This is a genomic window from Cellulosimicrobium sp. AB352, assembly GCF_049538415.1.
Classification (GTDB): domain Bacteria; phylum Actinomycetota; class Actinomycetes; order Actinomycetales; family Cellulomonadaceae; genus Cellulosimicrobium; species Cellulosimicrobium funkei.
Genome location: NZ_JBMVFX010000001.1, coordinates 192,453 through 213,720 on the forward strand (window position 1 = coordinate 192,453; position 21,268 = coordinate 213,720).

Consider the following 21,268-nt stretch of genomic DNA (forward strand, 5'->3'; position numbering starts at 1 on the left):
CGGGCGTCGCGCGCTCAGGTCTCGCCGAGCAGCGCCCGGACGGAGGAGCGCAGCTGCGCGCGGTACCCGCCGCCGAACAGCACCGCGTGCACCGCGACCGGGTACACCTGGTGCAGCGCGACGCGGTGGCGCCACCCGCGCGCGAGCGGGTGCGCGGCGTCGTACGCGGCGAGGATGTCGTCGAGGAACGGCGCGCCGAACAGCGCGAGCATCGCGAGGTCGGCCTCGCGGTGCCCGCCGTGGGCGGCCGGGTCGATGAGCACCGCCTCGACCGCGCCCGCCGAGCCGCCCGTGCGGTCGTCCGGCCCGCCGCCCCGGCCTGGCGCCCACAGCACGTTGCCCGACCAGAGGTCGCCGTGCACGCGCGCCGGCGCGTCGTCGAGCGCCGGGCGGGCGAGGTCGGGCAGGCGCTCGACGAGGCGGTCGAGGAGCCGCGCGTCCTCGGCGTCGAGCGCGCCCCGGTCGCGGCCCTGCCGCGCGACCGGCAGGAGGCGCGCCTCGGCGTAGAAGGTCGGCCAGTCCGGCCACGCACCGGTGGGCAGCGGCAGCGGGTCGTCGAGCGGGCCGAAGAACGCCTCGTCCGACCACCCGGGCGGGGCCGAGCCCCAGGCCGGCGCCCCGGCGTCGTGCACGACGGCGAGCGCACGCCCGAACGCGCGGGCCGCCTCGCGGGTCGGCGCGGTCGTCGGCACACGCTCCAGGTCGAGGTGGTCGGCGCCGACGTCGAGCACGCGGGCGACGCGCGGCCCGCCCGGAACGGCGAGCCACGCCAGCCCGGCGGCCTCGCAGCGGAAGAACCCCGCCGGGGCCACGGCGGGGTTCTTCGTGAAGACGGCCGGCGCCGCCTCGTGCTCGCCGCTCACCGGGCCGCTCTCACCGGATCGTGCTCGTGCTCACAGCGTCGAGCTGACCCGGATGATCTTGCGCCGCAGCCAGACCCGGCGCTCGCCCCCGACGTACAGCCGGGTGCGGGCCAGCTCCCAGCGCCCGTACTCCGCCTCGTCGGTGAGGAGCCTGCTCGCGTCCGACCGGCTCGTGGAGCGGTCGATCGTCAGGACGCGGTACTCGTACTGCCCGCCGTGCGCGGCCCATCCGGACCTCCGGCGTGACGTCGGCCTCTCCTCCACGTGCCACCGTCCTCTCTCGCCTGTCTCGGTCGCGGGCCGGGTGGTGGGACCGACCCGGCCAACGAGTGCCATTGTGCCCCTCTCGGCGCTACCGTCAGGGTATGACCGCTGACCCGCGTGCCGCGCTCGACCGGTTCATCGCCGCGCTCGAAGCCCACTACAACGCCGTCGCCGCACGTCGCGGGGAGGACGACCCCGCGGTCGACGACGCCTACTACGTCCTCGGGGACGCCTTCGAGGTGTACGACGAGGCGCTGGGACAGGTGCACGGGGAGGCGACGCCGTTCTACCTCGCGGAGGAGGACGACGACGAGGACGACGAGGACGACGACGCGGAGGAGGACGACGACCTCGACGACACGCTCGACGACGACGTCCTCTCCGGCGAGCTCGAGACCGACGGCGCGCGCTGAGCCGCCCGAGGTCGCCGAGGGAGGGGCGGGGTCACCACCGCTCGGGGTAGCCGACGTCGAGCGCGCTCACGTCGTCGAGCGCGGCGCGCACGGCGTCGGGCAGCACGAGGTCGGTCGCGGCGAGCGACGTGCGCAGCTGTGCCGGGGTGCGCGCACCGACGACCGCGCTCGCGACGGCGGGGCGCCCCAGGAGCCAGGACAGCGCGACGTCGAGCGGCGCGCGGCCCAGGCCCTCCGCGGCGGTGACGACGGCCTCGACGATCCCCGACGACGCGTGGTCGAGGTACGGCTCGACGAACGCGGCGAGGTGCGGGGACGCGCCGCGCGAGTCGGCGGGGAGCGAGCGCCGGTACTTGCCGGTGAGGACGCCGCGCCCGAGCGGGGACCACGCGAGCAGGCCCAGGCCCAGCGACTCGGCGGCCGGGACGACCTCGCGCTCGGCACCGCGCTGGAGCAGCGAGTACTCGAGCTGGACGGCGGCGAGGCCGACGTCGTCGGTCCCGCCGAGGAGGGTCGCGGCCCGCGCCGTCGCCCATCCCGGGTGGTTGGACAGCCCGACGTAGCGCGCGCGCCCGGAGGTCACCGCGTGGCGCAGCGCCGACAGCGTCTCGGTGAACGGCGTGCGCGGGTCGGGCGCGTGCACGAGGAACAGGTCGACGTGGTCGGTGCCCAGGCGCGCGAGCGAGTCGTCGAGCGAGTCGAGGAGCGCGCCGCGGGACGCGTCGACCACGGGGCCCGACGGCGTGTGGCGCACCCCCGCCTTGGTGCAGAGCAGGACGTCTCGCCGGTCGACCTTCGCCCCGAGCAGCGACCCGAGGAGCGACTCGGCGTCGCCGTCGGCGTAGGAGGCGGCCGTGTCCACGAGGGTGCCGCCGGCGTCCACGAAGTCCCGCAGCTGCTCGGCCGCGTCGAGCTCGTCCGTGTCCCGGGCCCACGTCATGGTGCCGAGCCCGAGCTCGGACACGCGCAGGCCGGTGCTGCCGAGGTGGCGGTTCTCCATGGTTGCCGAGGGTACCGGCGGGGGCCCGCGGGCGACCGTCGGGGCGCGCGGTCGGGCGTCGGGTCTGCCCAGGTTCACCCGCTCGGTCGCGGGCCTGCACGTGCGCGGCTGCCGCGCCCCGAGCGGGTATCGTGACCGCTCGTGAACGCGTGGGAAGCCGTCCTCCTCGGCCTCGTCCAGGGCCTGACCGAGTTCCTCCCGATCTCGTCGAGCGCCCACCTGCGCATCGTCGGCGAGCTGATCGGGTCGCAGGACCCGGGTGCCGCCTTCACGGCGATCACGCAGATCGGGACCGAGACGGCGGTGCTGCTGTACTTCCGGCGGGACATCGCGCGCATCTGCGCCGCGTGGTGGCGCTCGGTGCGCGGCGACCACGGCACGGACTGGCGGGCGCGGCTCGGCCGGCACGACCACGACGCCGCGATGGCCTGGTACATCGCGCTCGGCTCGGTGCCCATCGTGCTGCTCGGCCTGCTGTTCCAGGACGCGATCGAGAACACGTTCCGCAACCTCTACCTCACGGCGCTCATGCTCGCGGTGTTCGCGCTCCTGCTCGGCTGGGCCGACCGCATCGGCGCCAAGCGGCGCACGCTGCGCGAGCTCTCGGCCGGGCAGGCGGTCGCGTTCGGCTTCGCGCAGGCGCTCGCGCTCGTCCCCGGCGTCTCGCGCTCGGGCGGCACGATCACCGCCGGCCTGCTCATGGGCTTCACGCGCGAGGCGGCGGCGCGCTACTCGTTCCTCCTCGCGATCCCGGCCGTCATGGGCTCGGGCTTCTACCAGCTCTTCAAGTCCGCGGACGAGCCGGCCCCCGGGGCCCCCGGCGCCGGGGCGACCCTCATCGCGACGCTCGTCGCGTTCGTCGTCGGGTACTTCGTCATCATCGCGTTCCTCAAGATCGTCTCGACCTTCAGCTACACGCCGTTCGTGGTCTACCGCCTCGTGCTCGCGGCGCTCGTCGTGCTGCTCCTGCTCGTGGGCGTGCTGGAGCCGGGCGGGACGGCCGTCTCGACGCCGTGACCCTCTCGGGCCGCGGTCAGAGCCAGCCGACGCGCTTGAAGACGCGGTAGAGCAGGACGCAGCCGCCCGCCATGAGGGCGAGCGCGAACGGGTAGCCGAACGCCCAGTGCAGCTCCGGCATGTTGCGGAAGTTCATCCCGTACACGCCCGCGACGATCGTCGGGTACACGAGGATCGCCGCCCACGCCGAGATCTTGCGCATGTCCTCGTTCTGCCGCACCGAGACCTGGGTCATGTGGACCTGGAGCATGTCCGAGAGCAGGTCGTCGTGCGCGTCGAGGTGCCGGTCGATCCGTTCGACCGTCGTCACGACGCGCTCGAGCATGCGCCGGTTCACCCCGAGGTGGTCGGGGACGTCCGGGTCGAGCAGCTCGGGCAGCTCCGCCGTGACGGGCATCAGGGCGCGCCGCGCCTCGGTGATCTCGCGCTTGAGGTCGTAGATGCGCTCGACCGGGTCCTCGCGCTGCTGGTCGAACACCACGCGCTCGGTGTCGGCGACGGCGTCGCCCAGGCCCAGCTCGACCTGCGAGGCGCCGCCGACGATGGCGAGGACCGCGGCGGAGACGATCCGCTGGACGGGCGAGCCGTGGGGGTCGCCGGGCGCGGCGACCTTGTCGAGCATGATCGCGTGCACGTCCGCGTCGCCCTCCTCGGCGGTGAGGACGAGGCCCGGGCCGAGCAGCGCGGCGAACTGGCCCGTGTGCACCTGGCGGTCCGACTCGGTGAACCATGCCGTCGGGGTCACCAGGAGGAGCCAGTCCGCCGCGACGCGGCGCACGTGCGCCAAGGGGTGGCGGTTGTGCCGCGCGAGGTCCTGCCGCGTCGGGCCCACCCCGGTCGTGACCTGGGCCGCGGCGTCGAGCACGGCGTCGAGGTCCTCCAGACGCGCCCAGGTCACCGTGGCGCGGGCGGCGTGCCGGTCGCCAGGCGTGTCCAGGGTGCCGGGATCGGCCGGGTGCACGCCGTCGGCGCCGGGCTCGACCGTCCACGCCGCGACGGCGCGCACGGTCGGTCGTCGGGGCGCGGGGGCGGGCGCGCCGTCGGGCGGGGTGCCCGTCCGCGGCTCGGTGGGGTTCGTCACGTCCGCATTGTCCCGCGCCCCGCACGGACCTGCCCGGTCGCCGTCGGGCGCGGCGCCGCGCCTCGCCCGCGTGCCGGACGGCGGTCCGACGGCGGCGCCCCGGCGGCTAAGGTTGACGCGTGCACAGCTGGCCCGCCCCGCAGATCCCCGAGCTCCCCGGACGAGGCCTCCCGGTCCGGGTGCACGACTCGTCGACCCGTGAGCTCGTCGTCGCCGCCGCCGCGGGCGAGGACGCCACCCTGTACGTGTGCGGCATCACGCCCTACGACGCGACGCACATCGGCCACGCGGCCACCTACGTCGCGTTCGACCTGCTCGTGCGCGCGTGGACGGACGCCGGGCACCGCGTGCGCTACGCGTCGAACGTCACCGACGTCGACGACCCGCTGCTGGAGCGTGCCGCCGCGACCGGCGTCGACTGGCGCGCGCTCGCCGTCGAGCAGACCGCGCTGTTCGCCGAGGACATGACGGCGCTCGGTGTCGTCCCGCCCGACGTCTACGAGGGCGCGGTGGAGACGATCCCCGCCGTCGTGGACGCGGTGACCCAGCTCCTCGACGCGGGCCTCGCGTACCGCGTCCCGGTCGAGCCCGGTGCCGGCGGCACGGACCCCGGGCTGGGCGACGTCTACGCCGACCTCTCTGCCGACCGCGCGTTCGGCTCGGTCTCACGCCTCGCGCGCGACGTCATGGAGCACCTCTTCGCCGAGCGCGGCGGCGACCCCGACCGCGAGGGCAAGAAGGACGCGCTCGACCCGCTGCTGTGGCGCCGCGAGCGCCCGGGCGAGCCCGCGTGGGACGGCGGCGCGCTCGGCACCGGCCGCCCCGGCTGGCACGTGGAGTGCGCGGTCATCTCGCGCGACGGGCTCGGCCTGCCGTTCGACGTGCAGGGCGGGGGAGCCGACCTGCTGTTCCCGCACCACGAGATGTCGTCGTCGCACGACCGCATGCTCGCGGGCGGCGGTGCGCCCCGCGCGCACGTGCACGCCGGACTCGTCGCGTACGAGGGCGAGAAGATGAGCAAGTCGCGCGGCAACCTCGTGCTCGTGTCGAACCTGCGGGCCACGGGCGTCGACCCGATGGCGATCCGCCTCGCGCTGCTCGCGCACCACTACCGCGGCGAGTGGGAGTGGACCGACGACGACCTGCCCGCGGGGGTGCGACGTCTCGAGACGTGGCGCGACGCCGTGTCCGGCAACGGTGGCCCGGACGCGACCGCGACGCTCGCGGCCGTGCGCGCCGCGCTCGCCGACGACCTCGACGCCCCGACGGCCCTCGCCGCCGTGGACGCCTGGGCCGCGGAGTCGCTGCGCCCCGGTCGTGACACGTCGCACGACGAGGAGGGCGCCCCGGGCGTCGTCGCGCGCGCGGTGAACGCCCTGCTGGGCGTCCGGCTCTGACGAGCAGCCCCGCGCTGACACCGCCGCCCGCGACGCGGGCCGTGCGTCAGACGGTCGGGCCCTTGCCCGGGTTGCCGCGGTCGCGGCGGCGCAGGTAGCGCTCGAACTCGCGCGCGATGGCCTCGCCGCTCGCCTCGGGGAGCTCGGCCGTGTCCTTCGCCTCCTCGAGCTGCTGGACGTACTCCGCGATCTCCGCGTCCTCCGCGGCGAGCTCGTCGACGCCGTGCTGCCACGCCTCGGCGTCCTCGGGCAGGTCGCCCAGCGGGATCGGCTCGGACAGCAGCTCCTCGATGCGCGCGAGGATCGCGAGCGTCGCCTTGGGCGACGGCGGGTGCGCCACGTAGTGCGGCACGGCCGCCCAGAGCGACACCGACTGCATCCCGCGCTCGGCCGCGGCGTGCTGGAGGACGCCGACGATGCCCGTCGGTCCCTCGTACGTGCTCGGCTCGACGTCGAGCACGGCCTGCAGGCCCACGCTCTCCGACGTCGCCGTCATGGGGATGGGCCGCGTGTGCGGCACGTCCGCGAGCAGCGCGCCGAGCGTCACGACCGTGCGCACGCCGTGCTCCTCCGCGACGTCGAGCAGCTCGCGGCAGTACCGGCGCCAGCGCATGGACGGCTCGATGCCGTGCACGAGCACCACGCGGCGACCCGTCGGCGAGAGGACCGCCGACGCGATCGTCGTCGTGGGCCACGTGATCTCGCGGCGGCCGTCGTCGTCGGTCGTGACGACCGGGCGGTTCACCTGGAAGTCGTGGTACTCCTCCGGGTCCAGCTCGTCGACGTCCTCGGCGCCCCACACCTCGTGCAGGTGCTGGAGGGCGGCCGTGGCGGCGCTCCCGGCGTCGTTCCAGCCCTCGAACGCCGCGATCATCACGGTCTGGCGGGTGCCCTCGGTCGCGTTCTCGGTCATCACCCCAGCCTATGCGGCCGGGCCCGACGGCGTCGGGGCGGGTTCGCGCCCGGCGTAGCCGCCTCAGCCGCAGTCGAGCGCCGGGTAGGCGACGTCGTCCGACGACGACCGCCCGTCTCCCGTGGCCGTCACCCGCGCGCTGCCCGCGTCGAGCGTGTCCGAGCGCGCCGAGAACGACTGGTACGCGGACGCGCCGGGCGCGACGCCCGCCACGGTGCGCTCGCCGAACGGCGTGCTCAGCGTGACGTCCGTGGGCACCGCGCCGTCGTTCGTCGCGCGGACCGCGACGTACGCCCGCCCGGCCAGGCACCGCGGGACGGCGGTCGCGGAGACGTCGGGGCCGTCGAGTGCGGCGGACAGCGCGAGGACGCCGAGCACGGCCGTGGTCGAGCGCACGACGCTCGCCGACGCGCCGGCGTCCTCGATCGCCGTGGAGCCGAGAGCGAGCGCCTCCTGGACCAGGGTCTGCGCCGCGTCCCAGTCACGCCGGTCCGCGGCCTCGAGCGCGCGCCGCATCCGGACCTGGACCTGCGCCCCGGCCTCCGGCTCGACCGTGCCCGCGGCGACGCGCTCGTCGACGAGGTCGACGACGTCGGTGTACCAGGAGGGGTCGGCCGCGACGTCGGCACCCACGAAGCCCGCCTCCACCGCGGCACGGGTCGACGCGACGACGGCGTCGCGGTAGTCCTCGGCGTCCGGGTACCAGGCCGCGAGCGTGGCGTCGTCCACCGGGCGCGAGCCGCCGTCGAGGAAGCAGAACCCGGGCCCGGCGTTGGCGCCGGAGTTGATCCGCGTCGGGACGTCCTGCTGCGCGAGCCGGACGCCGCCCAGGCCCAGGCCGCGCTCGTCGCGCACCACCTGGCGCGGCGCCTGGTCGGACAGCGTGATGGGGACCGCCGACGGCGGGGTGGTCCCGTCCGCGACCCACGCGGCCACGTGGTCGTACACCGACGCCTGGACCAGGTGCTGGGGCACGCGGGAGCCGGACGGCTCCTCGCACGTCTGCGGCGTCCCGGGGTAGCCGCCGGGCGCGGAGCCGACGTCGCGGATCCGCAGCCGCCCGTAGTCGGTGATGAGCTTCCAGTCGCCGTGCGACGCGCCCGCGACCTCCCACGTGCGCCGCACGTCGGTGTCGGGCTGGCGCTGCGCCGCCCCGAGGAGGTCGATCGCGACGTCGGTCTCGCTGTTGATCTTGAACACCGGCGTCTCGAGGTCGTCGCGCAGCAGCCCGCCCCCGCCGTGCAGCACGACGGCGTCGACGACCCCCGCGAGCGGGTCGACCGAGTTCACGTACGACCACAGCCGCCCCGCCGACTGCGAGTGCCCGGTCGCGACCACGCGCTCCGCCTCGAGCGGACCGAGCGGCGCCGTGCCCGCGGGGTCGCGCACCGCGGCCACGGCCTGGCTGAAGACGTCCCACGAGAGGGTGTCGTCGGTCACGGTGCCGCCGTCGGTGAGGTCGAGCGTGCCGTAGCGCTCGGGGCTCCAGGCCCGCAGGCCGGTGGGGGAGTGCACGCCCGCCCGCTGCGCCGACACCCCGACCCACGCGTAGCCCTCGCGCACCAGGTGCTCGTGCGTCTGGAACCAGTCGACCTCCTGGTCCCACTGGTTCGAGACGTTGTACCACTCGGCGATCACCGTGCCGTTGAACGTCGCGGGGTCGACGGGCCGGCGCACCACGACGCGCGTGCGGAACGCGTGACCGGTGCTGAGGACCGTCGCGTCCGTCACGCCGTCCGCCTGGTAGCGGGTCGCCTCGCCCTCGACGAAGAACTCCTCCTCGACGTAGCCGCGCGCGGCCAGGTCGTAGTCCGTCGCGAGGAAGGGATACCCGTGGGCAGGGTCGCCGGGCGCCGTCGTCGTGGGCACGGGGCCGGTCACCACGGGGTCGGGGACGGCGGCGTTCGCGGGGAGCGTGGTCCCGGCGAGCACGAGCACCCCGGCGAGGGCGAGCGCGAGCGGGCGGCGGACGGGGGGTGCGGACATGGCGACTCCTTCGTCGGGCCCGACGGCGGTGGCGGGCGCTCAGCAGCCTAGGGAAGCCGCACGCTTCTGTCGACCGGCGCGCGGGTTCGGGATCGGCGTCGCCAGAAGCCGTCGCGCGCCACCGCACGCCGTGACTCCGGCGCGCGCTCGCGGCGGAGCCGCCCGGTTAGGGTCGAGGGTGCAGGGGTACGTCGTACGACCGTTGATGGAGACCGCTTTGCCTTCTCGTCCTGACAGCACGTCCGCAGGTCAGCGCTCTGCCGAGCGTCCCGAGGTCCCCGCGTTGCCCGAGGCCGTCCTGTGGGACATGGACGGGACGCTCGTCGACACCGAGCCCTACTGGATCGCGGCGGAGCACGAGCTCGTCGCCGCGCACGGCGGTACGTGGACGCACGAGGACGCGATGTCGCTCGTCGGGAACCCGTTGCGCGAGTCGGCGCGCATCCTGCGCGAGCGCGGCGGTGTCGACCTGCCGGTGGACGAGATCGTCGCGTTCCTCATCGGGCGCGTGATCGAGCAGGTGCGCGTCGAGGTGCCGTGGCAGCCCGGCGCGCGCGAGCTCCTCACGGCGCTGCGCGAGGCGGGCGTGCCGTGCGCGCTCGTCACGATGTCCTACCGCGAGCTCGCCCAGCCCGTCGCCGAGATGGCGCCGCCGGACGCGTTCCAGGTGCTGGTCTGCGGCGACGAGGTCGAGCGCGGCAAGCCCGACCCGGAGCCCTACCTCCTCGCCGCGCAGCGCCTCGGCGTCGACGTCACGCGCTGCGTCGCGATCGAGGACTCGCCCGCGGGGATCGCCTCGGCCCGCGCCGCGGGGGCCGCGACCCTGGGCGTCGAGGCCGTGGTCCCGGTGCTCCCGGCGCCGGGCCTGAGCCGGACGCCGTCGCTCGAGCTCGTCGACGTCGCGCTCCTGTCGCGTCTCGTCGCGGGCGACGTCGTCGACCTCATGGAGGACGACGCCGCCTGAGGCGCCCGGACGGCCTGCCCGACGGTGCGCGGGCCGTCGGGACGGAGCCGCCGAGCGCATAGGCTCTCAGGGTGGACGGACCCGAACCTCGAGCACCCCGCACGCCCGCACCGGCAGGCCCGCGCACGAAGGGCTGGGTGATCGGCCGCGTCGTCGGCGCACCGGTGATCCTCACACCGTCGTGGTTCCTCGCCGCGGCGATCCTCACGGTCCTGTTCGCGCCGACGGTGCAGCGGCTCGCCCCGCACCTCGGCCCCGAGATCTACCTCGTGTCGTTCGCGTTCGTGCTGCTGCTGTTCGCGTCCGTCTTCCTGCACGAGGTCGCGCACGCGCTCGTCGCGCGCGCCCGGGGCCAGCACGTGACCGAGCTCGCGGTGACGCTCTGGGGCGGCCACACGGCGTACTCCGGGACGTCGGCGCGCCCGCTCGACGGCTTCCTCATCTCGGTCGTCGGCCCGCTGACCAACCTGGCGCTCGCGGTCGTGTTCTGGGTGACCTTCCAGGCGCAGCCGACCTTCTCCGTGCCCGCCCTCCTGCTGTACGCGGGCGCGTTCTCCAACGCGTTCGTCGGGTTCTTCAACCTCCTGCCCGGCCTCCCGCTCGACGGCGGCCAGATCCTCGAGTCCGCCGTGTGGGCCGCGACGGGGTCGCGGACGAAGGGCACGGTCGCAGCGGGATGGGTCGGGCGCGCGGTCGCCGTCGGGGTCGTCGCGTGGGCGCTCATCTGGCCGCTGGCCTACGGCGGACGGCCGGACCTGTGGACCGTCGCCTGGGCGGCGCTGATCGGGGCGTTCCTGTGGAGCGGCGCGGGGCAGGCCATCACCGTCGGGCGCACCCGCGAGGCGGTGTCCGGGCTCACCGTCCGCAGCCTCGCGCGCCCCGCGGTCGCCGTGCCGTCCACGGCGACGGTCGGCGCGGTCGGGCGCTCGGTGGCGCTCGCGGGCGGCCCGCACGTGGTGGCCGTCCTGGTGGACGGCGCAGGCCGGCCCCTCGGGTACGTGGACCCCGCCGCGGCCGCGGCCGTGCCGCCCGACGCCGCCGAGACGACCCCGGTCGGCGCCGTCGCCGTGCCCCTGCCCGGGGCCGCGACGATCGACGCCCACAGCGCGGGGCAGGACATGCTCGCCGAGCTCTCGCGCGTCGGGCGGGACGCGGCGGTCGTCGTCGTGACCGACGGCGGCCGCGTCGTCGGCGCGCTCGAGGTCGCCCGGGTCGTCGCGGCGCTGCGGGACGCCCGGCGCGGGCGGTGACCGGCGCGTCGTCCGCGCGCACGACCGACCGGCGTCGGGCGCGGGGCGGGCGGCCCGTAGGATGGTCGCCCGTGACCTCCGAGCCCGCCACCACGCCCGGCCACCCGACCCCGCAGCCCGGTGGGGACGGCGCAGCCGCCCCCGCGCACGGCGCGTCCGACCGCCCCGGTGCGACGGGCGCGGACGAGCGCCGCGGCCCGCTCCGCGTGGGGGACAAGGTCCAGCTCACGGACCCGCGCGGTCGCCTGCACACCATCACGCTCGCGCCGGGCGCGACGTTCCACACGCACAAGGGCTACCTGCGGCACGACGACCTCATCGGCCGCCCCGAGGGCAGCGTCGTGCGCAACACCGCCGAGATCGAGTACCTCGCGATGCGTCCGCTCCTCGCGGACTACGTGCTCTCGATGCCCCGCGGCGCGGCGGTCGTCTACCCGAAGGACGCCGGCCAGATCGTCGCGATGGCGGACATCTTCCCGGGCGCGCGCGTCGTCGAGGCGGGCGTCGGGTCGGGCGCGCTGACGATGTCGCTGCTGCGCGCCGTCGGCGACGCGGGCGAGCTCCACTCGATCGAGCGGCGCGAGGACTTCGCCGCGATCGCGCGCGGCAACGTCGAGACGTTCTTCGGTGGCGAGCACCCGGCCTGGACGCTCTCCGTGGGCGACCTCGCCGACGTGCTCCCGACCGTCGCCGAGGACGGCACGGTCGACCGCGTCGTGCTCGACATGCTCGCGCCCTGGGAGAACCTCGACGTCGTCGCGCGCGCGCTCGTGCCCGGCGGCGTCCTCGTGTGCTACGTCGCCACGACGACCCAGCTCTCACGCCTCGCGGAGGACCTGCGGGCCGACGGCCGCTACGCGGAGCCCGTCGCGTGGGAGTCGATGGTGCGGGGCTGGCACCTCGAGGGTCTCGCGGTGCGGCCGCAGCACCGCATGATCGGGCACACCGGGTTCCTGCTCACCGCACGGCGCCTCGCAGACGGCGTCGCGCCGCCCGAGCGCAAGCGCCGCCCGGCCAAGGGCGCGTACCCGACCGACGCCGAGCAGTGGTCGCCCGAGGAGCTGGGCGAGCGCCCGGTCTCCGAGAAGAAGATCCGGCGCGTGCGGCGCGACGTCGGCCAGGGCCCCGAGCAGACGACCGGTCCGGGCGCGGAGCACGGCGTGCAGAAGGGCGCGGAAGACGCCGACGGGGCGCCCGACGTGTCGGGCGCGTGACGGTCCGGTAACGATCGGGGCGCCGCCGTCTCACCCTGGGTGTCGTCCGTGTGCACGGGCGAGACTTGTGCCTAAGGTCTACACCCGACCGCCGGACGATGGTCGGCACGGGCGCCTCGCGAGGCCCGTCGTCCGCCGTCCACCCGTGGTCGGGCGAGCCGGCGGCGAGAGGGACACCCGATGAGCGAGACATTCGGCCGTAGCGACCAGGCCCCGCAGGACGGCGCGCGCGAGCTCGCGCTGCTGTCCGCGAAGAACGAGAGGCTCGCCGAGGCGCTGCGCGCGGCCCGGGACCAGATCCTCGACCTCAAGCGGCAGATCGACGACCTCGCCAAGCCCCCGGGGACGTACGCGGTGTTCCTCGCCGCGCACCCGGACGGGTCGGTCGACGTGTCCGCCGCCGGGCGCAAGATGCACGTCGGCGCGAGCCCCAGCCTCGACGTCCAGCGCCTGCGCCCGGGCCAGGAGGTCAAGCTCAACGAGGCGATGACCGTCGTCGCCGCGGGCGGCTACGAGCGCACGGGCGAGATCGTCACGGTCAAGGAGATCCTCGACGCCGACCGCGTGCTCGTCGTCGGCCGGGCCGACGAGGAGCGGGTCGTGCGGCTCGCCGGGTCGGTCGCGCGCACGACGCTCCGCGTGGGCGACTCGCTCACCATCGACACGCGCAGCGGCTTCGTGTTCGAGGTCATCCCGAAGTCCGAGGTCGAGGAGCTCGTCCTCGAAGAGGTCCCGGACATCGAGTACGAGGACATCGGCGGTCTCGGGCCCCAGATCGAGCAGATCCGCGACGCCGTCGAGCTGCCCTTCACGCACCCCGACCTGTTCCGCGAGCACGGCCTGCACCCGCCCAAGGGCGTGCTGCTGTACGGGCCGCCCGGGTGCGGCAAGACGCTCATCGCCAAGGCCGTCGCCAACTCGCTCGCGCACACGGTGGCGCGGGCGCGCGGCGAGCAGGTGGAGGACGGCTCGGGCGCGGCGCGCAGCTACTTCCTCAACGTCAAGGGCCCCGAGCTGCTCAACAAGTACGTGGGGGAGACCGAGCGGCACATCCGGCTGATCTTCGCCCGCGCTCGGGAGAAGGCGTCGCAGGGGACGCCCGTCGTCGTGTTCTTCGACGAGATGGAGTCGCTGTTCCGCACCCGCGGGACGGGGCTGTCGTCCGACGTCGAGACGACGATCGTGCCCCAGCTCCTCGCCGAGATCGACGGCGTCGAGCGGCTGGACAACGTCATCGTCATCGGTGCGTCGAACCGCGAGGACATGATCGACCCCGCCATCCTGCGGCCGGGGCGCCTCGACGTGAAGATCAAGATCGAGCGGCCCGACGCCGAGGGCGCCAAGGAGATCTTCGCCAAGTACCTCACGGAGGACCTGCCGATCCACGCGGCCGACCTCGCCGAGCACGGCGGCAACCAGCGCGAGGCCCTCGACGCGATGATCCGCTCGGTCGTGGAGCGCATGTACTCCGAGGAGGAGGAGAACCAGTTCCTCGAGGTCACCTACGCCAGCGGCGACAAGGAGATCCTGTACTTCAAGGACTTCAACTCGGGCGCGATGATCCAGAACGTCGTGGACCGGGCGAAGAAGTCGGCGATCAAGGACCTCCTCGCCACGGGACAGCGCGGCATCCGCGTCGACCACCTGCTCGCCGCGTGCGTCGACGAGTTCAAGGAGAACGAGGACCTGCCGAACACCACCAACCCCGACGACTGGGCGCGCATCAGCGGGAAGAAGGGCGAGCGCATCGTCTTCATCCGCACGATCGTGCAGAAGAAGGGCGAGGGCGGCTCGCCGCGCACCATCGACACGGTCACCAACACCGGCCAGTACCTGTAGCGGGGCGTGGTCGCGCCGCCCCGTGGACGGCGCGGCGCGGCGTCGGAGGGCGGACATAGGGTGAGCGCGTGAGCGTACGACGGGTCATGGGGATCGAGACGGAGTACGGCGTCCTGCAGCCGGGGAAGCCGATGGCGAACCCGATGCTCATGTCGAGCCAGGTCGTCACCACGTACCGGGCGCTCGCCGCGCGCAGCGACGGCGCCCGGGGCCGGGCGCGCTGGGACTACGACGACGAGGACCCGCTGCAGGACGCGCGGGGGTTCCACGTGCCGCGCGCGTCGGCGCACCCGTCCCTCCTCACGGACGACCCGTCGCGGCCCGCGCCGTCGGGTCCGGTCGACCGGGCCGCGGAGGGCGGCAGCGCCGAGGCCTCCCTCCAGGAGGTGGCGCGACCGACGACGGAGGAGTACGACGACCCGAGCGCGGCGAACGTCATCCTCACCAACGGCGCCCGGCTCTACGTGGACCACGCGCACCCCGAGTACTCCTCGCCCGAGGTCACGGTGCCGCACGACGTCGTGTGCTGGGACGTGGCGGGGGAGCGGGTCATGCTCGCCGCGTCGCGCGAGCTGGCCCAGGTGCCGGGCGGCGGCGTCGTGCTCTACAAGAACAACGTCGACGGCAAGGGCGCGAGCTACGGCACCCACGAGAACTTCCTCGTCGACCGCGAGGTGCCGTTCGGCGTCCTCGTGGAGATGCTCACGCCGTTCCTCGTGACCCGGCAGGTGTTCGCCGGCTCGGGGCGCGTGGGGCTCGGCCCGGCGGGGGAGGAGCACGGGTTCCAGATCTCCCAGCGCGCCGACTACGTCGAGGCGGAGGTCGGGCTGGAGACGACGCTGCGCCGTCCCATCGTCAACACGCGCGACGAGCCGCACGCGGACCGGCAGCGCTGGCGCCGGCTGCACCTCATCATCGGCGACGCGAACATGTTCGAGACCGCGACCTACCTCAAGACGGGCACGACGTCGCTCGTGCTCTTCGTCGTCGAGCACCTGGAGGAGCTCGGCCCGGAGGTGCGCGCCCGCCTGGCCGGGTTGCGCCTCGCGGACCCGGTCGCGGACGTCCAGCGCGTGAGCCGCGACCTCGAGCTGACGCGTCGTCTCGCCCTCGCCGACGGGCGCGAGCTGACGGCGCTCGAGGTCCAGCGCGAGTACCTGGAGGTCGCCGCCGACGCGGCGGAGCGCCTCGCGGGACCGGACGGGGTCGACGCCCCGACGCGCGACGTGCTCGCGCGGTGGCGCTCGGTGCTCGACCGCCTGGCGACCGACCGCGACGCGTGCGGGCGCGACGTCGAGTGGGTCGCGAAGCTCCGGCTCCTCGACCGCCTGCGCGAGCGCGACGGCCTCGACTGGGGCCACTCGCGTCTCGCGGCGATGGACCTCCAGTGGTCCGACGTGCGGCCCGAGCGCGGCATCTACCACCGCCTCCTCGCCGCCGACGCCGTGGACCGGGTGGTCACCGAGCGCGAGGTCGGCGCGGCGGTGCACCACGCGCCCGAGGACACGCGCGCGTTCTTCCGCGGCGAGGTCATGGCGCGCTACGGCGACGAGGTCTCCGCGGCGAGCTGGGACTCGGTGATCTTCGACGTGCCGGGCGCGCCGTCGCTCCAGCGCGTCCCGATGATGGACCCGCTGCGCGGGACGCGCGCCCACATCGGGGCGCTGCTCGACGCGAGCCCGGACGCCGCCGTGCTGCTGGCGGGTCTGGCAGGCCCGTCGTGACCGGCGGCGACTAGGCTGGACGCACGACGGCGCCCGCCCTCCGTGGGAGGGGCGCCGCGTGCGAGCAGGGCCGGGAAGGGCGCGAGCCCGGACGGGGTTGGAACGGACAGAGCGTCGGCGCGAGGCCGGCCGACGGACGAGGAGGCAGCCATGGCGGGTACCGAACGCACGCACGCGTCGCACGAGGACCGGCGTCCCGACGACGAGCCCGAGGCCCCGGCGACCCCGGTCGCGCCGCAGGCGCAGTCGCGCGACGCCGAGGTGGATGCGCTCCTCGAGGAGATCGACGAGGTCCTGGAGACGAACGCGGAGTCCTTCGTCCGGGGCTTCGTGCAGAAGGGCGGCGAGTAGGAAGGGTGACGGCAACCCGATGAGCACGGACCAGCCCGGGCGCCTGCCCGACGCGTTCACGACCCCCGGGTCGTCGTCCTTCCTGGAGTTCCTGTCCGGGCACGCCCCCGACCTGCTGCCGTCGCACCGCGTGGCCGGGCACGCGGCGTCCGGCACGCTTCCGGACGCGCCGCACGCCACCACGATCGTGGCGCTGACGTTCGGCGCCGAGGGCGTGGGCGCGGGCGTCGTGATGGCGGGGGACCGCCGCGCGACGATGGGCTCGATGATCGCGAACCGGGAGATCGAGAAGGTCTTCCCGGCCGACGAGTACTCGGCCGTGGGCATCGCCGGGACGGCGGGGATCGCCGTCGAGCTCGTGCGCCTGTTCCAGCTCGAGCTCGAGCACTACGAGAAGATCGAGGGCGCGCTGCTCTCGCTCGACGGCAAGGCGAACCGCCTGTCGACGATGATCCGGCAGAACCTCGGCCTCGCCATGCAGGGCCTCGCGGTCGTGCCGCTCTTCGCCGGGTTCGACCTCGACCGCGGTGCCGGCCGGATCTTCTCGTACGACGTCACGGGCGGGCGGTACGAGGAGCGGGCGTACCACTCGGTGGGGTCGGGCTCGGTCTTCGCGCGCGGCTCCCTGAAGAAGCTGTGGCGCACCGGTCTCGACCGGGCGGCCTCCGTGCGCGTCGCGGTCGAGGCGCTCTACGACGCGGCGGACGACGACTCGGCCACCGGCGGCCCGGACCCGGTCCGCCGCATCTGGCCGGTGGTCGCGGTCGTCACGGCCGACGGCTACGAGCGCGTGCCGGACGACGAGCTCGCGGCGGTCGTCGAGCAGATCGTGGCGGAGCGCTCCGGGGCGGGCGTGGAGCGCGGCCGTCCCCCGGTGACGAACGCCGAGGCCGTCCCGCACGACCGCCCGCAGGACGGCCCGACCGGAGGTGACGACGCGTGAACATGCCTTTCTACGTCTCGCCCGAGCAGCTGATGAAGGACCGGGCGGACTTCGCGCGCAAGGGCATCGCGCGCGGCCGGTCGGTCGTGGTCCTCGCCTACGAGGACGGCATCGCGTTCGCGACGGAGAACCCGTCGCGCGCGCTGCACAAGATCTCGGAGATCTACGACCGCATCGCGTTCGCCGCGGTGGGCAAGTACAACGAGTTCGAGAACCTGCGCGTCGCCGGGGTGCGGTACGCGGACCTGCGCGGCTACTCCTACGACCGCACGGACGTCAACGCGCGCGGTCTCGCGAACGCGTACGCCCAGACGCTCGGCACGGTGTTCACCACGGAGTCGAAGCCGCTCGAGGTCGAGCTCGTCGTCGCGGAGGTCGGTCGCACGGCGGAGCAGGACCAGCTCTACCGCATCTCCTACGACGGCTCCGTCGCCGACGAGCAGGGCGTGGTCGTCATGGGCGGCCAGGCCGACCAGCTCGGTCGCGTGCTCCAGGACGCGTGGCGGCCCGGTCTCGGGCTCGCCGAGGTGCTGCGCCTGGCGGTGCACGCGCTCGCGTCCGGCGGCGAGGGGGACGACGCCCGCACCATCCCGGCCGCGCAGCTCGAGGTGGCCGTCCTGGACCGCACCCGGCCCCGGCGCGCGTTCCGCCGTCTCACGGGCTCCGTCCTCGAGGGCCTCCTCGCGGACGACGACGCGGCGTCCACCACCGACGGGACCGCCGAGGGCGCGCCCGACGACACGACGGGCGCCGGCCCGACGGACGAGGGGTAGCGCCGCATGGACCGCAGGATCTTCGGGCTGGAGACCGAGTACGGCGTGACGTGCGCGTCCGACGACGGGCGCGGGCTCTCGGCGGACGAGGTCGCGCGGTACCTGTTCCGCAAGGTGGTCGCCTGGGGCCGGTCGTCGAACGTGTTCCTGCGCAACGGCTCGCGGCTGTACCTGGACGTCGGCTCGCACCCCGAGTACGCGACGGCGGAGTGCGACGACGTCCGTCAGCTCGTCGCGTACGACCGTGGCGGCGAGCGGATCCTCGAGGGCCTCGTGGCGGACGCGCAGCAGCGGCTCGAGCACGAGGGACTGCCCGGCCGGATCCACCTGTTCAAGAACAACACCGACTCGGCGGGCAACTCGTACGGCTGCCACGAGAACTACCTCGTGCGACGCCAGGGCGACTTCGCGCGCCTCTCGGACGTCCTCGTGCCGTTCCTCATCACGCGCCAGGTGCTCACGGGCGCCGGCAAGGTCCTCGCGACGCCGCGCGGCGCCGTGTACTGCCTGTCCCAGCGCGCCGACCACATCTGGGAGGCGGTGTCGAGCGCGACGACCAGGTCGCGCCCGATCATCAACACGCGCGACGAGCCGCACGCCGACGCCGAGAGCTATCGGCGCCTGCACGTCATCGTCGGCGACTCCTCGATGGCGGAGACGACGACCATGCTCAAGGTCGGCTCGACCGACCTCATCCTGCGCATGGTCGAGGCGGGGGTCCCCATGCGGGACCTGGCGCTCGAGAACCCCATCCGGTCGATCCGCGAGATCAGCCACGACATGACGGGCAAGCAGCCCGTCCAGCTCGCGAGCGGCCGGACGGTCACCGCGATCGACCTCCAGGGCGAGTACCTCCAGCGCGTGCGCGAGTTCGTCGAGCAGGACGTCGCGCCGACGCCCGTCGTCAAGCAGGTGCTCGACCTGTGGGAGCGCGGGCTGCGCGCCCTCGAGACGGGCGACCTCTCGCTCGTCGACCGCGAGCTGGACTGGGTCATCAAGTACCGCCTGATCCAGCGTTACCAGGCGAAGCACGGTCTCGAGCTCGACGACCCGCGGATCGCGCGCCTCGACCTCGCCTACCACGACATCTCGCGCACCGAGGGGCTGTACAACCTGCTCGCGGCGCGCGGCATGGTCGAGCGCGTCACCACCGACCTCGAGGTGTTCGAGTCGACGGCCGTGCCGCCGCAGACCACGCGCGCCAAGCTGCGCGGCGACTTCGTGCGCGCCGCGCAGGAGGCCCGCCGCGACTACACGGTGGACTGGGTGCACCTCAAGCTCAACGACCAGGCGCAGCGCACCGTGCTGTGCAAGGACCCGTTCCGGAACGTCGACGAGCGCGTGGAGCGCCTCATCGAGTCGATGTGATGCAGGACGTGATGTGACGAACCTGGCCCTCGCGGCCGGGCGCCCTCGGGGCGTCCGGCGCGCTCGTCGTGCGCCCGCGTCCCGGGCCGCGCTCGTGCTGCTCGTGGCGCTCCTCGCGGCGCTCGTGCTCGGTGCGTGCACGGAGCCGGAGGACGCGACGGAGACGCCGCTCAACACCGACCTCACGGTCGCCGGCTCGTCCGGCGCCCCGCCCGCGCTGGAGTACCGCGCGCCGCTCGACGTGCCGGACGCGCGGTCGGAGGTCGTGTGGCCGGGCGCCGGGGCGGAGCTCGTCGACGGCGGCCCGCTGCTGCTCAACCTCTACGCGGAGGACCTGCGCGACGGCACCGTCCTGCAGAACACGTACACGGACGCGCCGCGCTGGCGCACGCTGACCGACGAGTCCGTCGGCCGCGAGCTGCGCGACCTCCTGCGCGGGCAGCGCGTGGGAGCGCGCCTGCTGCGCCTCGAGGTGGACGACGGCGTCCCCGTCGCCCTGGTCGTCGACGTCCTGCCGACGCGTGCGTCCGGGGAGCCGGTCGAGCCGGTCGACGGCCTGCCCACGGTGACGCTCGACGAGCAGGGCGCACCGAGCGTCACCGTCCCGTCGGAGGCCGCGGCGCCCGCGGGCCTCGTGGTGCAGCCGCTCGTCCGGGGCGACGGGCGCCAGGTCGAGGTCGGTCAGGTGGTCACCGTCCGGTACTCGGGCGTGCGCTGGTCCGACGGCGAGGTCTTCGACTCGACGTGGACCGACGGCGCGGCGCCCCTGTCGGTGATGATCGGCATCGGCGAGGTCATCGAGGGGTGGGAGCAGGGGCTCCTCGAGCAGTCGGTGGGGAGCCAGGTGCTCCTCGTCGTGCCGCCCGACCTCGCCTACGGCGCGACCGCCAACCCGCTGGCCGGCGAGACGCTCGTCTACGTCGTCGACATCCTCGACGCCCAGTTCCCCGTGACCGAGGAGAGCGCGGGCGACACCGGAACGGCCGCCGACACAGCCGGCACCGACACCGGCACCGACACGACCGGCACGGCCGGCACCGACACGACCGGCGGAGCGCCGGCCGACCGAGGAGACTCCCCATGACCGTCGCGATCCGCGTGATCCCGTGCCTCGACGTCGACGCGGGACGCGTCGTCAAGGGCGTGAACTTCGAGAACCTGCGCGACGCGGGCGACCCCGTCGAGCTCGCCGCCCGCTACGACACCGAGGGCGCCGACGAGCTGACGTTCCTCGACGTCTCCGCGTCCTCCGGCAACCGGGAGACGACGTACGACGTCGTGCGGCGGACCGCCGAGCAGGTCTTCGTCCCGCTCACGGTCGGCGGCGGGGTCCGCTCGGCGGACGACGTGGACCGTCTCCTGCGCGCGGGCGCGGACAAGGTCGGCGTGAACACGGCGGCGATCGCTCGCCCGGAGCTCATCGCGGAGATCGCGGACCGCTTCGGCAGCCAGGTGCTCGTGCTCTCGGTGGACGCCCGCCGCACGACCGGCGACGTGCGGACGGAGTCCGGCTACGAGGTGACGACCCACGGCGGGCGTCGCGGCACGGGGATCGACGCCGTGGAGTGGGCGTCGCGCGCCGCGGGGCTGGGCGCGGGCGAGATCCTGCTCAACTCGATGGACGCGGACGGCACGACGGCCGGGTTCGACCTCGAGATGCTCGCCGCGGTGCGCTCCGAGGTGCGCGTGCCGCTGATCGCGAGCGGCGGGGCGGGGACGCCCGAGCACTTCGTGGCGGCGGCGCGCGCCGGGGCTGACGCGGTGCTCGCCGCGAGCGTCTTTCACTTCGGCGCCCTCACCGTCGGTCAGGTGAAGGACGCGATGCGGGCCGAGGGCGTGCAGGTGCGCTGACCGGCGCGGACGCCCGGCGGCGGTGTCGGGAGCCCGTGAGAGGATCGGGCCACCCCC

20 protein-coding genes are annotated in these 21,268 nt (G+C 74.6%); 14 read left to right on the forward strand and 6 right to left on the reverse strand.

Annotated elements, in window-relative coordinates; translation table 11 throughout:
- Positions 1-14 precede the first annotated feature (14 nt).
- Positions 15-863, reverse strand: a complete 849-nt coding sequence (locus tag ACPCUX_RS00885; protein ID WP_423387986.1) for a fructosamine kinase family protein — start codon at positions 861-863, stop codon at positions 15-17.
- Positions 864-893: 30 nt separating this feature from the next.
- Positions 894-1,127: a DUF5703 family protein gene (locus ACPCUX_RS00890; protein WP_009861400.1), complete on the reverse strand. Its 234-nt coding sequence runs from the start codon at positions 1,125-1,127 to the stop codon at positions 894-896.
- Between the two features lie 101 nt (positions 1,128-1,228).
- On the opposite strand from ACPCUX_RS00890, the gene ACPCUX_RS00895 reads away from it, so the two are divergent.
- Entirely contained in the window at positions 1,229-1,540 is a 312-nt protein-coding gene (locus tag ACPCUX_RS00895; RefSeq protein WP_034651396.1) for a hypothetical protein, read from the forward strand.
- 31 nt (positions 1,541-1,571) lie between these two features.
- Here ACPCUX_RS00895 and ACPCUX_RS00900 read toward each other — a convergent pair whose 3' ends face one another.
- Complete coding sequence (locus ACPCUX_RS00900; protein ID WP_034651393.1) at positions 1,572-2,540, reverse strand: aldo/keto reductase; 969 nt, start codon at positions 2,538-2,540, stop codon at positions 1,572-1,574.
- 141 nt (positions 2,541-2,681) lie between these two features.
- Between ACPCUX_RS00900 and ACPCUX_RS00905 the strand changes: the two genes are divergently transcribed.
- Positions 2,682-3,557, forward strand: a complete 876-nt coding sequence (locus ACPCUX_RS00905) for an undecaprenyl-diphosphate phosphatase (RefSeq protein ID WP_021482775.1) — start codon at positions 2,682-2,684, stop codon at positions 3,555-3,557.
- Between the two features lie 16 nt (positions 3,558-3,573).
- Here ACPCUX_RS00905 and ACPCUX_RS00910 read toward each other — a convergent pair whose 3' ends face one another.
- A complete protein-coding gene (locus ACPCUX_RS00910; protein ID WP_076404770.1) occupies positions 3,574-4,638 on the reverse strand; it encodes a magnesium and cobalt transport protein CorA in 1,065 nt (354 codons plus the stop codon).
- Between the two features lie 119 nt (positions 4,639-4,757).
- Between ACPCUX_RS00910 and mshC the strand changes: the two genes are divergently transcribed.
- Positions 4,758-6,035 carry a cysteine--1-D-myo-inosityl 2-amino-2-deoxy-alpha-D-glucopyranoside ligase gene (mshC, locus tag ACPCUX_RS00915; RefSeq protein WP_423387987.1) on the forward strand — a complete coding sequence of 426 codons (1,278 nt, stop codon included), beginning with the start codon at positions 4,758-4,760 and terminating at the stop codon, positions 6,033-6,035.
- 46 nt (positions 6,036-6,081) lie between these two features.
- Here the strand turns inward: mshC and ACPCUX_RS00920 are convergent, their stop codons facing one another.
- Positions 6,082-6,948: a PAC2 family protein gene (locus ACPCUX_RS00920; RefSeq protein ID WP_021482086.1), complete on the reverse strand. Its 867-nt coding sequence runs from the start codon at positions 6,946-6,948 to the stop codon at positions 6,082-6,084.
- 63 nt (positions 6,949-7,011) lie between these two features.
- Complete coding sequence (locus ACPCUX_RS00925) at positions 7,012-8,934, reverse strand: alpha/beta hydrolase domain-containing protein (RefSeq protein ID WP_423387988.1); 1,923 nt, start codon at positions 8,932-8,934, stop codon at positions 7,012-7,014.
- Positions 8,935-9,217: 283 nt separating this feature from the next.
- Here ACPCUX_RS00925 and ACPCUX_RS00930 point away from each other — a divergent pair, with 283 nt between their 5' ends.
- The 11 genes from ACPCUX_RS00930 (at position 9,218) to hisF (ending at position 21,211) form a co-directional block, all read left to right on the forward strand.
- Complete coding sequence (locus tag ACPCUX_RS00930; protein ID WP_043652642.1) at positions 9,218-9,898, forward strand: HAD family hydrolase; 681 nt, start codon at positions 9,218-9,220, stop codon at positions 9,896-9,898.
- A gap of 71 nt (positions 9,899-9,969) precedes the next feature.
- Positions 9,970-11,148, forward strand: a complete 1,179-nt coding sequence (locus ACPCUX_RS00935) for a site-2 protease family protein (protein ID WP_423387989.1) — start codon at positions 9,970-9,972, stop codon at positions 11,146-11,148.
- A 71-nt stretch (positions 11,149-11,219) separates the two neighbouring features.
- Complete coding sequence (locus ACPCUX_RS00940; protein ID WP_081599748.1) at positions 11,220-12,362, forward strand: tRNA (adenine-N1)-methyltransferase; 1,143 nt, start codon at positions 11,220-11,222, stop codon at positions 12,360-12,362.
- 180 nt (positions 12,363-12,542) lie between these two features.
- Positions 12,543-14,201, forward strand: coding sequence for a proteasome ATPase (arc, locus tag ACPCUX_RS00945; protein WP_021479740.1), 1,659 nt, complete (start codon positions 12,543-12,545; stop codon positions 14,199-14,201).
- Positions 14,202-14,287: 86 nt separating this feature from the next.
- Positions 14,288-15,925, forward strand: coding sequence for a depupylase/deamidase Dop (dop, locus tag ACPCUX_RS00950; protein ID WP_423388037.1), 1,638 nt, complete (start codon positions 14,288-14,290; stop codon positions 15,923-15,925).
- A gap of 150 nt (positions 15,926-16,075) precedes the next feature.
- Complete coding sequence (locus ACPCUX_RS00955; protein ID WP_021479766.1) at positions 16,076-16,276, forward strand: ubiquitin-like protein Pup; 201 nt, start codon at positions 16,076-16,078, stop codon at positions 16,274-16,276.
- 19 nt (positions 16,277-16,295) lie between these two features.
- A complete protein-coding gene (gene prcB / locus ACPCUX_RS00960) occupies positions 16,296-17,219 on the forward strand; it encodes a proteasome subunit beta (protein WP_082774448.1) in 924 nt (307 codons plus the stop codon).
- A complete protein-coding gene (gene prcA, locus ACPCUX_RS00965) occupies positions 17,216-17,992 on the forward strand; it encodes a proteasome subunit alpha (protein WP_171467938.1) in 777 nt (258 codons plus the stop codon). The genes prcB and prcA overlap by 4 nt, the downstream gene beginning before the upstream one ends.
- A gap of 6 nt (positions 17,993-17,998) precedes the next feature.
- Positions 17,999-19,360, forward strand: coding sequence for a Pup--protein ligase (pafA, locus tag ACPCUX_RS00970; protein WP_021479769.1), 1,362 nt, complete (start codon positions 17,999-18,001; stop codon positions 19,358-19,360).
- Positions 19,361-19,373: 13 nt separating this feature from the next.
- Complete coding sequence (locus ACPCUX_RS00975; RefSeq protein WP_249355906.1) at positions 19,374-20,444, forward strand: FKBP-type peptidyl-prolyl cis-trans isomerase; 1,071 nt, start codon at positions 19,374-19,376, stop codon at positions 20,442-20,444.
- On the forward strand, positions 20,441-21,211 hold the full coding sequence (gene hisF / locus ACPCUX_RS00980; RefSeq protein WP_043651192.1) for an imidazole glycerol phosphate synthase subunit HisF: 771 nt from the start codon (positions 20,441-20,443) through the stop codon (positions 21,209-21,211). The genes ACPCUX_RS00975 and hisF overlap by 4 nt, the downstream gene beginning before the upstream one ends.
- The last annotated feature ends 57 nt before the right edge of the window (positions 21,212-21,268 follow it).